Source organism: Brevundimonas abyssalis TAR-001 (genome assembly GCF_000466985.1).
GTDB classification, from domain to species: domain Bacteria; phylum Pseudomonadota; class Alphaproteobacteria; order Caulobacterales; family Caulobacteraceae; genus Brevundimonas; species Brevundimonas abyssalis.
In genome coordinates, this window is the sequence record NZ_BATC01000003.1 from 40,553 (window position 1) to 56,249 (window position 15,697).

A 15,697-nucleotide genomic window follows, 5' to 3' on the forward strand; every position below is an offset into this window, starting at 1 on the left:
TCCATGCGGATCGTCGCCGGACAGTTCAGGGGCCGCGCCATCGTCGCGCCCGAGGGTCAGGGCACGCGCCCCACATCGGACCGCGCCCGTCAGGCCGTGTTCAATGTCATCGAGCATGCCTCATGGGGCCGCAATCTGGACAGCGCGCGGGTGATCGACCTGTTCGCGGGCTCCGGCGCCCTGGGGTTCGAGGCCTTGTCGCGCGGCGCGGCCTTCGCCCTGTTCGTTGAGACCGACGACGGCGCACGCGGCGCCATCCGCGACAACATGGAGGCGTTCGGCCTGTTCGGCGCCTGCCGCGTCCACCGCCGCAGCGCCGTGGATCTGGGCGTGCGCCCGGGCTCGGCGGGCGAGGCCTTCGACGTGGCCTTTCTCGACCCTCCCTATGGAAAAGGTCTCGGCGAACAGGCGCTGGCCCGCCTGATAGAGGGAAACTGGCTGGCGCCGGGCACCCTCGTGATCCTCGAGCGGGGCTCGGACGAGCCGGAGATCGAAACACCCGGCTATGAGCGCCTCGACGCCCGCGACTATGGCGCGGCGCGGGTGCTGTTTCTGAGAGTCGCGGGCGGCGAACAACCGGGCTAGGCTCGCCCCATGATCAACCGCCGCACCCTCATGACCGCCGCCGGGGCCCTGGCCCTCGCGCCCGCCGCCGCCCCCACGGCCGCCAATGCCCAGCGCGGGCCGTTCTGGGACGAACGCGCGCCCATGCCGTGGGCGATCCAGGAAATCTACGCCGCCGCCTGGGGCGAGCGGATCATCACGGCGGGCGGTCTGGCCATGACGCCCGAAGGTTTTCACGTCAGCGACCGCACCGCCATCTACGACACCCGTCGCGACGTGTGGGAGGAAGGTCCGCGCCTGCCCGAGGCCCGCCACCATCCGATGATCGTGGTTGCTGACGACAAGCCATGGGCGCTGGGCGGCTATCGCCGCAGCGCGCAGGGCGACTGGACCTCCACCACAGACATCTGGGTGCTGGACGGGGACTGGACGCCCGCCGGGGCCATGCCGGGGCCTCAGGCCGAGACCGTGGGTGTCGAGCACGCCGGACGGATTCACCTGATCGGCGGCCGCGCGCCGCACGGCTCCGGCGATGGCGGCTGGAACGATCAGGGCGACATCGCCGTGCATCGGGTCTTCAATCCCGGCGACGGGCGCTGGGCGGAGGCCGCGCCCCTGCCCATGGCCCGGAACAGCGCCGCGGCCTGCGTCGTGGACGGGGCGATCTGGGTGGCGGGCGGACGCACGGTGGCGGGAGGCGGCACGGGCCGGCTGGATCGCTATGACCCCGTCACGGATCGCTGGGACACCCTGGCGCCCATCCCGCCCTCACCCGCTACGGGCCGGCAAGTGGGCGGCGGGCTGGCCATGGGAGCGATCGACGGCCGGCTAGTCGCCTTCGGGGGTGAGTGGTTCGGGTCCGACAACACCTCACGGCAGGGTGGCGTGTTCGCCGAGACCTGGACCTATGACGCCATGCGCGACGTCTGGTTTGAGGGTCCGCCCATGCCCACGCCCCGCCACGGACTGGCGGCGGCCGGCGTGGGGTCCGCCCTTTACGCCATTGCTGGCGGGGCCGTTGTCGGTGGCGGCCGGGCCAGCGCCGCGGTCGAGGTTTTCACCCTCCTCTGATCGCGAATCTGTCCGAACTTTAATGTTCGACGAATTGCGTGGGACCGTCGCCCTGATAGGGTTCATCCTTCCATAGGCTCCGGGGTTACGCGCATGCGTCGTGTTCTGACTTTCCTGTTCGCCGTGCTTCTGGTCGCGCCCGGCGCGGCCCTTGCACAAATTTCCACGGAGGCGGCGCCGGTCGCCGAACTGGTCGAACGGGTCGATATTCCGTACGAGCGGTTCACCCTCGACAACGGCCTGACCGTCGTTGTGCACGAGGACCGCAAGGCCCCCGTGGTGGCGGTGTCCATCTGGTACAATGTGGGCTCCAAGGATGAACCCCAGGGCCAGACCGGCTTCGCTCACCTGTTCGAGCACCTGATGTTCGCGGGTTCCGAGAACGCGCCGGGCAGCTATTTCAACTATGTGCGCGGCATGGGCGCCACGGACCTGAACGGCACCACCTGGTTCGACCGCACCAACTATTTCCAGACCGTGCCGACACCGGCGCTGGAGCAGGCGCTGTATCTGGAAAGCGACCGCATGGGGCACCTGCTGGGCGCCGTCAGCCAGGAGCGCCTGGATAACCAGCGCGGCGTGGTCCAGAACGAAAAGCGTCAGGGCGACAACCAGCCTTACGGCCTGGTCTACTACCAGATGCTGGAGGACCTGTTCCCCGAGGGGCACCCCTACCGCCACTCCACCATCGGCTCCATGGCCGATCTCGACGCCGCGTCCATGGACGACGTGCGCCAGTGGTTCACCGACAATTACGGCCCCAACAACGCTGTGCTGGTGCTGGCCGGCGACATCGACACCGCCACCGCCCGCACCCTGGTCGAGCGCTATTTCGGCGGCATCCCGGCCGGTCCCGTCAACACGCCGGCCGCCGCTGACGTGCCGACCCTCGACGCGCCCATCAACCGCGTGATGCAGGACCGGGTCGCCAATGTGCGCCTGTACCGCACCTGGATCGTGCCCGGCATGCTGGACGATGACGCCATCCCCCTGAGTGTGGCGGGCTCGGTCCTGGGCGGACTTGCCAGCTCGCGCCTTGACAATGAACTGGTGCGCGGCGACCAGACCGCCACCTCGGTCTCGGCCTCCATGCAAGCCTTCCAGCGCGTGGGCATGTTCAGCGTGACCGTGAACGTCAAGCCGGGCGAGGACGCCGACGCGGTGTCGGAACGTCTTGACGCCATCATGGCCGACTTCATCGCCAGCGGGCCGACCGCCGAGGAGGTTCAGCGCGTCGCAACCAACCAGGTCGCGAACCGCATCTATGGCCTGGAGCAGGTCGGCGGCTTCGGCGGCAAGGCCACGGCCCTGGCGGAGGGCCAGCTCTATGCCGGCAATCCCTCGTTCTATCGTGAGCAGCTTGAAGCCTATGCGAGCGTGACCCCGCAGGCTGTGACGGCCGCCATGCAGCGCTGGCTGACCCGCCCTGTCTGGACCATGCGGGTCGAGCCCGGTGAACGGGAAGACTATGTGGAGGCCGCGCGCGATCCGTCCGGCGCCGCGCCGTCCGCCGCACCGCAGGACTATACGCCCACGCCTCGCGATCCGATGCCGCAGATCGCCCAGGTCGAGAACCTGGACTTCCCCGACATCCAGCGCGCGACCCTGTCCAACGGTCTGGAGGTTGTCTACGCCCGCGCCGAAACCGTTCCGGCGGTTCGCGTGGCTGTGGAATTCGATGCGGGTCTGGCGGCGGATCCCGCTGATGCGCTGGGCACCCAGCGCCTGATGCTGAACCTGCTGACCGAAGGCACGGAGAGCCTGAACTCGACCGAGCTGGCCGAAGCGCGCGAGCGTCTGGGCGCCTCGATCAACGCCGGTTCCTCGCTGGACCGCACCGTCGTCAGCCTGGGCGCCGTGAGCCCGAACCTGGAGCCCTCGCTCGACCTGCTGGCCGACGTGGTGATGAACCCGGCCTTTGATCCGGCCGAGGTGGAGCGCCTGCGCGCCACACAGCTCGCCTCCATCGCCAGCGAGCTGACCCAGCCGGGCGGTCTCGGCGGCCGCGTGACCCCGGTGGTGCTGTTCGGTGAAGACCATCCCTATGGCCGTCCCTACAGCGGCCTTGGCGATCCCGACACCGTGCGCGCCATTACGCGCGAAGATCTGGTCAACTTCCACCAGACCTGGATCCGTCCGGACAACGCCCGCATCTATGTGACTGCGGACGTGCCGCTTCAGACCCTCGTGCCGATGCTGGAAGCCCGCTTCGGATCGTGGGCGGCGCCGTCCACGCCGCGCGGCGTCAAGAATTTCGACGTCGCCATTCCTGATCCCCAGCCCCGCGTGGTGCTGGTCAACCGGCCCCAGTCGCCCCAGTCCATCATCTTCGGCGGAACGATCCTGCCGATCTCCGGCCAGGACGACACCCTTGTGCTGGAAGCGGCGAACGAGGTGCTGGGCGCCAGCTTCCTGTCGCGCGTCAACACCGAGTTGCGCGAGGTCAGGGGTTGGTCCTACGGCGCGTCCGCCTCGGTCAGCAACCGTGAGCATCAGACGCCTTACCTGTTCCAGGCGCCGGTGCAGGCGGACCGTACGGGCGATTCCATCGCCGCCATGATCGCCCAGTTCGACGCCTTCCTGACCGAGAACGGCGTGACCGAAGAGGAGCTGGTGCGCACCATCAACGGCCGCACCCGCCAGCTGGCCGGGCAGTTCGAGACGTCCAATGCGGTGCTGGCGGCCATGCGCTCCAACGCCCTCTACGGCCGTCCCGACAACTACTGGGAGACGGTGGCCGGGCGCTACAACGCCATGACCGCCGCAGAGATGGACGCCGCCGCCCGCGCCGTCATCGATCCCTCGCGCTTCGTGTGGGTGGTGGTCGGCGACGCGAGGTGGTCCGGCCCCAGCTGGAGCAACTGGGCCTCCCCATCGAGGAGGTGACGCTGGGCGAGTGATCGCCTTCGTCATATGAAATCGGCCCGGCCGCTTCGGCGGCCGGGCCTTTTTCGTGTCTGCGGTCTCGCTGGTGTCGATGGAGACGCTCTAGGCCCGGGTCAGGTCGCCCGCACCCGCCGGTCCCCTCGCGATGATGAAGCGCGCCGCGTCGCGGACCTCGAACGGCTTGGCCAGGATGGTGGACACCGCCTTCAGTTCGGCGGTGGCCTGATCGCGGGTCAGGGTCAGCAACACGAAGCCCTTGGAGGACTGGTCGCAGAACACGACCTCCTCATTGGTCTGCGCCAGGGCCGGGCCCAGCGGCAGGCCGGGGACTGCGTCCCCAACCGACGGGCTTGAGATGGCGCTGGTGCCGAACTCCACGCCGCGGCGCTCGCCGGCGGCGTCCTTCAGATCGTTGACCCAGAAGGCATGGCTGTCGCCGGCCAGAACGATGGGCGAGACACCCGCCTCGGCGAAGGCGGCGTACAGGCGCTCGCGCTCGGCGGGATAGCCGTCCCAGCTGTCCAGATTGAACGGCAGACCGAAGCGGAACAGCTGGATGGACTGCTGCACCTGGGCCCGGATGGCGTCGGGCAGGCTGGCCAGCAGGCCCTCGATCATGGGCGCCGGCACGGTGTCGGCGATATTGGGCCCGGCCACACGGGCCATGACCACCTGATTGCCGATGATCTGCCACGGACGGCCCGCCAGACGCGACGCCTCCAGCTCGCCCTTCAGCCAGGCGATCTGGTCGGCGCCCATCAGTTCGCGCGCCGGATCGTGACGGATGACCTCGAAGCCGCGCACGTCGGGGATCGGATTGCCCGCCGCGTCCGTGGTCATGGGCAGGTGGCTGGCGTAGCCGATGGGCTCGTCACGGGCGGTCAGCCGCGTCTCGACCATCACCAGGGTGGCCAGATCGCCGAAGTGGAAGGTGCGGTTGATGGCCTCCATCGACAGGCCGGCGCGCGGCTCGCGGATGGGCATCCATTCGTAATAGGCGCGCAGGGCGACGGCCTTGCGCGCGCTGTAATCGCCTTCGTCGCGCGGCTGGTGGTTCTGGGCGCCCTCGGTCCAGCTGTCGTTGGAGACTTCGTGGTCGTCCCACACGCAGATGAAGGGCGCGCGCGCATGGGCGGCCTGCAGGTCGGCGTCGGTCTTGTACTGGGCGTGACGGCGGCGATAGTCGTCCAGGCTGACGATTTCGTGGGCCGGATCGGGCACGCGGTTCAGGGCCGCCCCGGTGACCATGCCGTAGTCGTCGGCCTCGGCGCCGTACTCATAGATGTAGTCGCCCAGGTGCACGACCGCATCCAGGCGCTCCAGCCCGGCCATGGCCTCATAGGCGTTGAACAGACCGCCGGGGTGCAGCTGGCACGAGGCCACGGCCAGCACCACGTCCTCGGTCCCGCCCGCAGGCAGGGTGCGGGTGCGGCCCTCCGGCGAGCCCACGTCGCCGACCGCGAAGTCGAAGCGGTAGTCAGCGCCGGGCTGCAGACCGCCCACGTCCACCTTGACCGTGTGGTCCCGCCCGGGCCCGGTCTCGACCGTGCCCGAGGCGAGCACCGTGTCGGCGTCCAGCGGCCGGATGCGCCACTCCACCGAGACCATCGCATCGGCCCGGTCCGGACTGACCCGGGTCCACAGGATGACCCGGTCATTGAGCGGGTCGCCTGAGGCGACGCCGTGGCGGAACTCGACCGCCGCGGCGGTCTGGCGGGCCTGGGCGGGGGCGGCGGGGGCGGCTGCCCCGGCCCCGATCAGGCTCAGGACGCGGCGACGGTCGATGCGCATGACGGCGGCTCCCTAGTAACGCAGGCTCAGGTTGACGCCCCAGGTGCGGGGACGACCGGGGATGAAGGTCGGCATGCCGATGCCGTCGCCGGTGTTGCCGGCGTCCTTGATGAACTCTTCGTCCAGCAGGTTGTCGCCGAACACCTCGACGCCCCAGTTGGCGCTGTCGGGCGCATAGCGCAGGCGCAGGCTGAGCAGGCCGTAGCTGTCCTGCACCTCGTCCTGGATCAGGTCGGGGACGAGGTTGTTCGCTTGCAGGGCCGGCAGGTCGTTGTCGTCGTCGAAGAAGACCTCGGACTGCCAGGTGTAGCTAGGCTGGATCTCGAAGGCGCCGGCGCCCGCGCGCACCCGCCACACCGCGCCCACCGACGCCATGTGGTCCGGCGACAGACGGAAGCTGTTGCCCTCATAGATGCCGTTGCCGAAGCGGGAGTGGTTGAAGCCGTAGGTGGCGAACAGGTCCAGGTCCGGCGTGGCGGCGTAGAAGACCTGCCCCTCGAACCCGTAGGACTCCGCCTCACCCGCGTTGGTGACGAAGAACCGGGTCCCCTCCTGCACGGTCGTCTGGAAGTTTTGGTAGTCGTAGAAATAGACCGCGCCGTCCAGACGCAGGCGTCGGTCCATCAGCACCGTCTTCGCGCCGATCTCGAAGCTGTCGACCGTCTCGGCCTCGATCACATTGAAGGTGGGCGCGCCCTGGGGCGCCGACGGGGGGCTGACCGACAGCACCTCGGGGCGACGGCCGCGGGCGTAGTTAGCGTAGACGTTGACGTTGTCCGACACCGCATAGCGGGCGGTCAGGCGCCAGGTGAAGCCTTCGTCCTCATGGCCCTGGGTGATCATGTCGCCGTTGTTCGCGGTCGGCTGGGCGGTCAGGGCGAACAGGGGCAGGCCCGGCAGGTTGGCGAAGCCCGGGGTGGCCAGGGCGCCGACCAGACCATTCAGCTGCGCGTTCAGGGCGCCGGCCTGGGCCAGGGCTTCGGGCGTGCCGACGGCGATCAACTGCTGAATCTGGGTTGCGATCGCCTGGGCGCCGAGAATGCCCCCGAGGGTCGAGCGGCCGTTATCCACCTGGGCCGCATAGCCGGTGGTCTTGTCGTCCGTCGTGTAGCGAAGACCGGCCGACAGCTCCAGCCGATCGGTGGCCTGGAAGGTCATGTCCCCGAACACATCCCACGAGGTCAGTTCGGAGGCGTTGGTCGGCGTCTCGATGTGGACGGGCTTCAGATTGGCGGCGATGGCCGGAGCAAGCGGGCCGGCGCCCAGCGGGGTCAGCAGCTGACCGAGGATCAGCTGGGACAGGCCCGGATAGGCCGCGGCGGGAAGCGTGCCGCCGCCCAGACCGCCATCCAGGAAGCCTGACAGCTGGGCCAGGGCCATCCGCTCGTCAAACTGGGTGGGCGTGCGCTGATAGCCTTCCTCGGTGAAGTAGCCGACGCCGACGAAGCCGGTCACGCGCGGGCCGGCCTCGAAATTCAGGCGCAGCTCCTGACTGAACTGCTCGCCATAGGCCTCTTCGGCCGCAGTCAGGATGGGCAGGGACACGCCGTCGGCGTCGAAGGTCTCGTAGGAGTCGAACTCGCGCCAGGCGGTGATGCTGTTCAGGGTCAGCATGGGCGACAGGTCCCAGGCCACCAGCCCGGTCACGCCCCAGACCTCCCGGTCCAGACCCAGGGCCTGGCCGCCGTCGAAGTCCGCGCCCGGCGTCAGGGCCGCGCCCGCCCACGGATCGATCGGGCCGAGCGGGGCGCCCGTGGCGGGATCGGCGGGGGCGTAGGCCATGGAGGTGAACGGCGTGCCCGAGGCGCGATCGGTCTGATAGTTGGCGATGACGTCGATGCTGAGCCCGGGCGTGGGTTCGAACGCACCGGACAGGCGGAAGGCCTCGGTGTCGATGCTGTTGTAGTCCTGCCCGCCCAGCAGGTTCTCCACATAGCCGTCACGGCTCTTCAGCCGGGTGGCGAATCGGATGGCGGAGGTCTCGCCCAGCGGCATGTTGATCATGCCTTCGGCCAGCCGATAGCCCAGGTCGCCGGCGCCCACGCGGGCCTCGGCCTCGAACAGGCTCGGCTCGGCCCGGCGCTGAACGACGTTGACGGCCCCGATCAGGGCGCCGCGTCCGTACAGGGTCGACTGCGGTCCCTTGGCGATTTCCATGCGCTCGATGTCGAACAGTTCGACGTAGGAACCGCGCGACTTCGAGATGGATACGCCGTCCTGATAGACGGACACGCGGGGCTCGGCCGTTGCTGCGCCAGAGTCCGAGGTGATGCCGCGCATCACGAAGCCGGGGTTGTTGGGCGACTGGTTCTGAACCAGGAAGCCGGGCACGAAAGCCGAGAGCTCCTCGAACTCCTGCACCCCCAGATCGCGCAGAAATTCGCCGTCGTAGGCGGTCAGGGCGAAGGGGACCTCGATGGGGTTCTGGGCGCGGAGCTGGGCCGTGACGATGATTTCGTCGACCTCGGTGGCCTCCTGGGCCTGGACGGCTCCGGCCGCGAGGGCGCAGGCGGTCGCCGCGCTCATGAGACCGATGCGATAGGATGTGGTGCGAGCCATGGTGAAGTCCCCCGATTTGGATGGACCCGCACTAATCGCTGTTCATGTAGGACGCGCGACAGCTTGGCCACGGTAGGGTGACGGTTGATCCGGGACGCTGGAATTCCGGGATCATGAGCGCCGGCGCCACAGGCCGGCGAACCGTCTCCACTCAAGTCCGACAAAAGCGGTTGCGCCCCGCGCCCGCATCGTTTCACTGTGACGGTTCGCAGGGAGGCGATGCATGACAGACACCAGCCGCGCTGAAATCCGCCGGGCCGAACACAAGGCCTACTGGAAAAAGAACCTGACCCTGATGGGGGCTCTGCTGGCGGTCTGGTTCCTGGTGTCGTTCGGGGCGGGCATCCTGTTTCGCGACTGGTTGGACCAGTTCAGCATCGGCGGGGCGCCCCTCGGGTTCTGGTTCGCCCAGCAGGGGTCGATCTACGTCTTCGTGGTTCTGATCTTCGTCTATGCGGTCGTGATGGACCGGGTCGAGCGCCGTCACGGCGCGGACGATCAGGTCTAGGGGGCGCACATGGACACCATCTTCGGCCTGTCGCCGACCCTGTTCTGGACCGGCCTGTTCGTCATCACGACCTTCGGGCTCTACATCGGCATCGCCATCTGGGCCCGGGCCGCCAGCACCAACGACTTCTATGTGGCCGGGCACGACGTGCATCCGGTGTTCAACGGCATGGCCACCGCCGCCGACTGGATGAGCGCGGCCAGCTTCCTGTCCATGGCCGGGATCATCGCCTTCTCCGGCTATGACGGCTCGGTCTATCTGATGGGCTGGACCGGCGGCTATGTGCTGCTGGCGCTGTTGCTGGCGCCCTATCTGAGGAAGTTCGGCAAGTTCACCGTGCCGGACTTCATCGGCGACCGGTACTACTCCCAGACCGCCCGGATCGTGGCGGTGATCTGCGCCCTGTTCATCTCCTTCACCTACATCGCCGGCCAGATGCGCGGGGTGGGCATCGCCTTCTCCAACTTCCTGAACGTGCCCATCGAGATAGGCGTGATCGTGGGCGCGATCGTGGTGATGTTCTATGCGGTGCTGGGGGGCATGAAGGGCATCACCTACACCCAGGTGGCGCAATACTGCGTGCTGATCTTCGCCTTCATGGTCCCGGCCATCTTCCTGTCGCTGCAGATCACCGGCTCGCCCATTCCGCAGATGGGATTCGTGGGCAACGCCCAGGACGGGACTCCGCTTCTGCTGAGCCTGGACCGAACCCTGACGGACCTGGGATTCTCGGCCTATACCGAGGGGACCAAAGCGCGCATCGACGTCTTCGCCATCACCCTGGCCCTGATGGTGGGCACCGCGGGCCTGCCTCACGTGATCATCCGCTTCTTCACTGTGCCCAAGGCCTCGGATGCGCGGAAGTCGGCGGGCTACGCCCTGGCCTTCATCGCCATTCTCTACACCACCGCCCCGGCCGTTGCCGTGTTCGCCCGCTCCAACTTCATCGATACGGTGCACCAGTCGGAGTACTCGGTGGACGTGCGGCGGGGCGAAGCGACGGCGGCGGAGCAGGGCGAGGGCGCCACGCCCCAGTGGTTCTATAACTGGGAGCGCACCGGCCTTCTGGAGTTCACCGACAAGGACGGCGACGGGCGCATCCGCTACGCCGCAGACCCGGAGGTCAATGAGGTGACCAAACTGGACCAGGACATCTTCGTCCTGGCCAATCCCGAGATCGGCGGCCTGCCCGCCTGGGTCATCGGCCTGGTGGTTGCTGGCGGTCTGGCGGCGGCCCTGTCGACAGCGGCGGGCCTGCTGATGGTCATCTCCTCGGCGGTGTCCCATGACCTGTGCAAGAAGGTGCTGTTCAAGGGCATGAGCGATGCTCGGGAACTGCTGGTGGCGCGGCTGGCGGCGGTGGTCGCGGTGCTGATCGCCATTATGGCGGGGATCTATCCGCCCGGCTTCGTGGCGGCGGTGGTGGCCTTCGCCTTCGGCCTGGCGGCGGCCAGCTTCTTCCCGGCCATCTTCCTGGGCATCTTCTGGAAGCGCATGAACAAGCACGGGGCCATCTGGGGCATGATCTCGGGCCTGACGGTCACGGGGGCCTATCTGATCCACTTCAAGGTGGGCTTCTCGCCCATGGTGATCGGCATCACCGCCCTGGTTCTGGCCCTGGCGGTGTTCGTGCTGCACCTGGGCGCGTCCCAGGACAGCGGACGGCGCCTCACCCCCTTTGCGGCGGCCTCGGCGCTGCTGGTCCTGACCGGGCTGGCGGCGTTCCTCGGGCTGTTCCCCGGGGCGGCCGCGGGGACGCCCGAGGACTGGTTCCTGGGCATCTCGCCCGAGGGCTTCGGCGCCGTCGGCATGCTCATAAGTTTTGCCGTTTCGATCGTCGTGACCCTGGCCACCCCCGCCCCGCCGGCCGAGGTCCAGGCCATGGTCGAGGAGATCCGCCTGCCGTCGGCGAATTAGACTCCGGGGCAAAAAACAGGGTCTGAATCGTCTGAATAGTCTGAATGCGCCGCCCGCCCGCATGGGCCGGGTGAGACTCTTCGCTCAAAAAAGAGTGCAATGAGAGTCTCACTGCGCGCTCAATCCTCCGTTCCCTGCGCAGACTAGCAGGGTGGGGGAGGGGCGGGGCGAAACAGGGGCCTCGCCAGCCGCAATCCCTTGCGGGGCTTGCGACTGGCTTGGGGAAGTGCGGGGATTACCGGCCTAGTCGTCCCGCACGTGTTCGTTGAGGAAGGCCAGATAGGCTTCCTGTGCGGTGATGCGGTTCTCGCGGCGCAGGAAGCCGTGACCCTCGTCGGGGAACAGGACATATTCCACCGGCACATCGTTGGCGCGGATGGCGGCGACCAGTTCGTCGCTTTCCACCTGAAGCACGCGCGGGTCATTGGCGCCCTGGACCACCAGCATGGGCCGGACGATGTTGGAGGCGTGGAACAGGGGCGAGATGCGGCGGTGGCGCTCGGCGTCGGTGGCCGGGTCTCCCATCTCGTCATAGAGGGCGTCCCGCTGGGCGCCCCACCACGGCGGGATGGACTCCAGTGTGCGCACCCAGTTGGTGACACCGAAGATGTTGACCCCCGCCTCGAAGGCTTCCGGGTGGAAGGCCAGGGCCGCAGCCGTGATGTAGCCGCCGTAGGACCCGCCCATCACCGCCACCTGATCGTCGGCAACCCAGTCCTGCTCGCGCAGCCACTGGCCGCCGTCGACGATGTCCTGAAGGTCGGCCTCGCCGTGGGCGCGGTCGTCCATGTGGAAGAAGGTCTTGCCGTAGCCGGACGAACCCCGGTTGTTGGCGCCCAGCACCGCATAGCCGTGATTGACCAGATGCTGGACCATGGCCGAATAGCCGCGCCGGGTCTGGCCGCCCGGGCCGCCATGCACCAGCACCAGCGCGGGGACCGGATTGTCGGCCGAGGCGCCGCGGGGGCGATACAGCACCGCCGGGATCTCCACCCCGTCCGAGGCGCGGTAGCGGACGATGACAGCCTCCACCAGATCGCTTTCGGCGATGGCGGGGTTCAGGGCCGTGGTCAGGCGTCGCGCCTGTCCGGTCGCCATGTCCGCCACGAACACGTCCGACGGCGAAGTGTCGGAGGAGACGGTGAAGGCGACTGTGCTCTCGTCGTCATTGAAACGCACCTGGGCGATGTCGCCGTCCGGCACGCCGGTGAGGGCGACGGGCTGATTGGTGGTGGTGTCCAGCAGAGTCAGTTGGGTGGAGGCGTCGGCGTTGACGGCGGACACCCGGTAGCGGCCGGACGGCGAGAAAGCGACGTACATCACGTCCCAGTCCGCCGCGAGGAAGGGGGTCTTCTCGCCGGTGGCGAGGTCGTGGCGCCACGCCTGGTTGAACTCGCCGTGCGCGTTGGTGGCGTAGATCAGGGCCGCACTGTCGGGGGTGAAGTCGTAGGTCCCGTGGGCGACATTGCCTTCATGTTCTGTGATCAGCACCGGCTCGCCGCCGCTCTGCAGGTCCACCACATAGACGTCGGAATCGGCGGAGGTGATGGGCTTGTCCATGGCCAGCCAGCGCCCGTCGCGCGAGATGGCCGAGATGAACATGCCGGGGTTCTCGTACACCAGCCGGCTCTCATAGGTGGCCGCGTCATAGGCGTAGAGGTCGAAAACCTGCGGGTCGCGGGCGTTGGAGGTGATCCAGAAGGTGGCGCCGTCGGCGCTCCAGCCCAGCAGGTCGGCCTTGACGTTCTCGCCCGGCGTCAGGTCGCGGACGGATCCGTCCTCCTCGCGCACATAGACATGGGTCAGTTCGCTGCCGCCGCCGCCGGAATCGGCGGTCAGCAGCACCCGGCCGTCGTTGGGAAAGTAGCTCTCGGCGAAGGTGGCCACGTCGGTGGAGGCGCTGAGCGGGACCGGATCGCCGCCGGCTATGGGCAGGGCCCATGCGTTGAACACGCCGGTGCGGTCGCTGGAGATCAGGATCGAGGACCCGTCCGGCGAGAAGGCCGCGCCCGACGGGCTGGCCATGCCATAGCTGGTGGTCTCGAAGAACTGGGCGGCGGTGTAGGTGCGCGGCGCTTCGGCCGATGCGGACGCCTGGGCCAGAGCCGGGGCGGGGGCGATCAGGGCGGGAACGGCGGCGGTCAGGGCGAGCGCCGAGACCAGGCAGGCGAGCTTACGCATGGAAAACCCCTCTATCGATGATGATCTCTAGAGGCGTCATCCCATCACGGCGGATGCAGGCTGTCGCGGAATTAATCGCCGGTCGTTGAGCCGACGGTAACCGGGACCGTGGCAGGGAGAGCGCTTAACTGCCGGGGAACGCCCATGTCCGTCGCGCCAGCGCGCACCGATCGTCGCGGAGACATCCAGGGCCTGAGGGCCGTCGGCGCCTTGCTGGTCGCCGTGTTTCACATCTGGTTCGCCCGGGTGTCCGGCGGGGTGGACGTGTTCTTCGTGGTGTCCGGTTTCCTGCTGATCGGCTCGCTGGGCCGGGAGGCGGTGGCCAAGGGCTCGGTGGACGTGATCCGCTACGCCGCCAAGCTGGCCAAGCGGCTGTTGCCCGCGTCCCTGTTCGTGCTGGTGGTCATCGTCCTGACCGCGCCGCTGTGGGCGCCGGGCGTGCGGTGGGAGCCCTACGCCAAACATGTGATCGCCTCGGCCGCCTATCTGGAGAACTGGTACCTGATCCGGTTCTCCACCGACTATCTGACCCGCGACGCGGCCACCGCGCCGGTGCAGCACTACTGGGCCATGGCGGTGCAGGTGCAGGCGCTGGCCTTCTTCGGCGTGGCCATGTGGGGCCTGGCCTGGGCGCTGGGCAAGACCGCCATCGACCGCACCAAGGCGGTGACGGGGTTCCTGATCCTGATGTTCGTGGGCTCGCTGGCCTGGTCGGTGATCCATACGGCGCGGGACCAGCCCGCCGCCTATTTCGACACCTTCGCCCGGCTGTGGGAGTTCGCCCTGGGCGGCATCGTCGCCCTGATCCTGCCGCGGCTGAAGCTGGGCGAGGGGATGCGGCTGATCGTCGGCTGGCTGGGCCTGGCCTGATCGTGTCGTGCGGGTTCCTGCTGCAGGTCTCCACCGTGTTTCCCGGCTATGCGGCCCTGTGGCCGACGCTGGGCGCGGCCATGGTGCTGATCGGCGGCCTGGGCGCCAGCCGCTTCGGCGTGGCGCGGCTGCTGGGGAGCCGTCCGTTCACCTGGCTGGGGGACCGGTCCTATGGGCTGTATCTGTGGCACTGGCCGATCCTGCTGGCGTATCTGGCGATCAGCGAACGCACGGTGGCCACCCCGCTGGCGGGGCTGGTGATCATGGGCGCGTCCGTCCTCGCGGCGGACCTGACCCTGCGTTTCATCGAGGGGCCGACGCGGTATCTCAGCGACGCAAAACCCTGGCGCATCCTGATCGCCGGGGCCGCCGCCGTGGCGGTGGCCGGCGGGGTCGCCGTGGGCTGGATCGGCTACACCAAATTCCAGGCCCGCGCCGAGTGGGCGCGGCTGGCGGATGCGGAGGCCTATCCCGGCGCCGCCGCCTTCGGACGCGACATTCCCGAAGCGCCCGTGACGCCGGGCCCGTTCACCGTGCGCGCCGACCGGCCCGAGCTCTACGACAACGGCTGCCACCAGTCCGAGACCGGGACCGCCACGCCGAACTGCGTCTATGGCGACCCGGACGCGCCCTACACCCTGGCGGTGGTGGGCGGCTCGCACGTGACCCAGTGGTTTCCGGCCCTGCAGGGCGCGGTGGAGGGCTCGGAGTGGAAGCTGATGATCTTCACCAAGAGCGCCTGCCTGTTCCGCGAGACGCCGGAGCCGCACGAGCCGCCGTCCTGCGCCGTGTGGAACCGCAACGTCATGGCCGAGCTGGAGCGCCTCCGCCCCGACGCGATCTTCACCACCACCACGCGCGGCGAATATGCGGCCGACGAGATCGCGCCGGGCTATGTGGACCGCTGGCGCGAGCTGGAGGCGCTGGGCATCCCAATCGTGGGCATGCGCGACACGCCGTGGTTCCAGTTCGATGTGGCGGAATGCGTGGAGCGGTTCGGTCGGGATGCGGCGCGCTGCTCACGGGCGCGGACGGACCTGCTGTCGCCGGAGAACCCCACGCTGCAGGTGACGGAGATCGAGGGTCTGTATCCGCTCGATTTCTCGCGCTTCTTCTGTGACGAGACCACCTGTCCGGCGGTTATGGGCAATGTGATGGTCTATCACGACACCCACCACTTCGGATCGACCTACGCCCGCTCGCTGGCTCCGATGCTGAGGGACGAACTGATGCCCGTGCTGGACCGGATCGCAGGCAGGAATCCCTGACCGCTCATCCCCGCGAAAGCGGGGACCCAGTGCTTTGGGTGTTGCAGCGGGCCAGATCCATCATCTTTCGGCAGTCCTGGAA

The 15,697-nt window shown here is 68.4% G+C and carries 10 protein-coding genes; 7 read left to right on the forward strand and 3 right to left on the reverse strand.

Annotated features, from left to right (window positions below; genetic code table 11):
- Positions 1–3 precede the first annotated feature (3 nt).
- The 3 genes from rsmD (at position 4) to MBEBAB_RS01405 (ending at position 4,521) form a co-directional block, all read left to right on the forward strand.
- Positions 4–585 carry a 16S rRNA (guanine(966)-N(2))-methyltransferase RsmD gene (gene rsmD / locus MBEBAB_RS01395; protein WP_021696129.1) on the forward strand — a complete coding sequence of 194 codons (582 nt, stop codon included), beginning with the start codon at positions 4–6 and terminating at the stop codon, positions 583–585.
- 9 nt (positions 586–594) lie between these two features.
- The gene (locus MBEBAB_RS01400; RefSeq protein WP_021696130.1) at positions 595–1,635 is read left to right on the forward strand and encodes a Kelch repeat-containing protein; all 1,041 of its coding nucleotides are present in this window, start codon (positions 595–597) and stop codon (positions 1,633–1,635) included.
- Positions 1,636–1,728: 93 nt separating this feature from the next.
- On the forward strand, positions 1,729–4,521 hold the full coding sequence (locus tag MBEBAB_RS01405; protein WP_021696131.1) for a M16 family metallopeptidase: 2,793 nt from the start codon (positions 1,729–1,731) through the stop codon (positions 4,519–4,521).
- A 102-nt stretch (positions 4,522–4,623) separates the two neighbouring features.
- Here the strand turns inward: MBEBAB_RS01405 and MBEBAB_RS01410 are convergent, their stop codons facing one another.
- A complete protein-coding gene (locus MBEBAB_RS01410; RefSeq protein ID WP_021696132.1) occupies positions 4,624–6,312 on the reverse strand; it encodes an alkaline phosphatase D family protein in 1,689 nt (562 codons plus the stop codon).
- Positions 6,313–6,324: 12 nt separating this feature from the next.
- Entirely contained in the window at positions 6,325–8,871 is a 2,547-nt protein-coding gene (locus MBEBAB_RS01415) for a TonB-dependent receptor (protein ID WP_021696133.1), read from the reverse strand.
- A 223-nt stretch (positions 8,872–9,094) separates the two neighbouring features.
- Between MBEBAB_RS01415 and MBEBAB_RS01420 the strand changes: the two genes are divergently transcribed.
- Entirely contained in the window at positions 9,095–9,379 is a 285-nt protein-coding gene (locus MBEBAB_RS01420; protein ID WP_021696134.1) for a DUF4212 domain-containing protein, read from the forward strand.
- A gap of 9 nt (positions 9,380–9,388) precedes the next feature.
- Entirely contained in the window at positions 9,389–11,296 is a 1,908-nt protein-coding gene (locus MBEBAB_RS01425; RefSeq protein WP_021696135.1) for a sodium:solute symporter family protein, read from the forward strand.
- 243 nt (positions 11,297–11,539) lie between these two features.
- Here MBEBAB_RS01425 and MBEBAB_RS01430 read toward each other — a convergent pair whose 3' ends face one another.
- Positions 11,540–13,477 carry a S9 family peptidase gene (locus MBEBAB_RS01430; protein WP_021696136.1) on the reverse strand — a complete coding sequence of 646 codons (1,938 nt, stop codon included), beginning with the start codon at positions 13,475–13,477 and terminating at the stop codon, positions 11,540–11,542.
- A 144-nt stretch (positions 13,478–13,621) separates the two neighbouring features.
- Between MBEBAB_RS01430 and MBEBAB_RS14875 the strand changes: the two genes are divergently transcribed.
- On the forward strand, positions 13,622–14,347 hold the full coding sequence (locus tag MBEBAB_RS14875; protein ID WP_021696137.1) for an acyltransferase family protein: 726 nt from the start codon (positions 13,622–13,624) through the stop codon (positions 14,345–14,347).
- A gap of 2 nt (positions 14,348–14,349) precedes the next feature.
- On the forward strand, positions 14,350–15,615 hold the full coding sequence (locus tag MBEBAB_RS14880) for an acyltransferase family protein (RefSeq protein WP_021696138.1): 1,266 nt from the start codon (positions 14,350–14,352) through the stop codon (positions 15,613–15,615).
- Positions 15,616–15,697 lie beyond the last annotated feature (82 nt).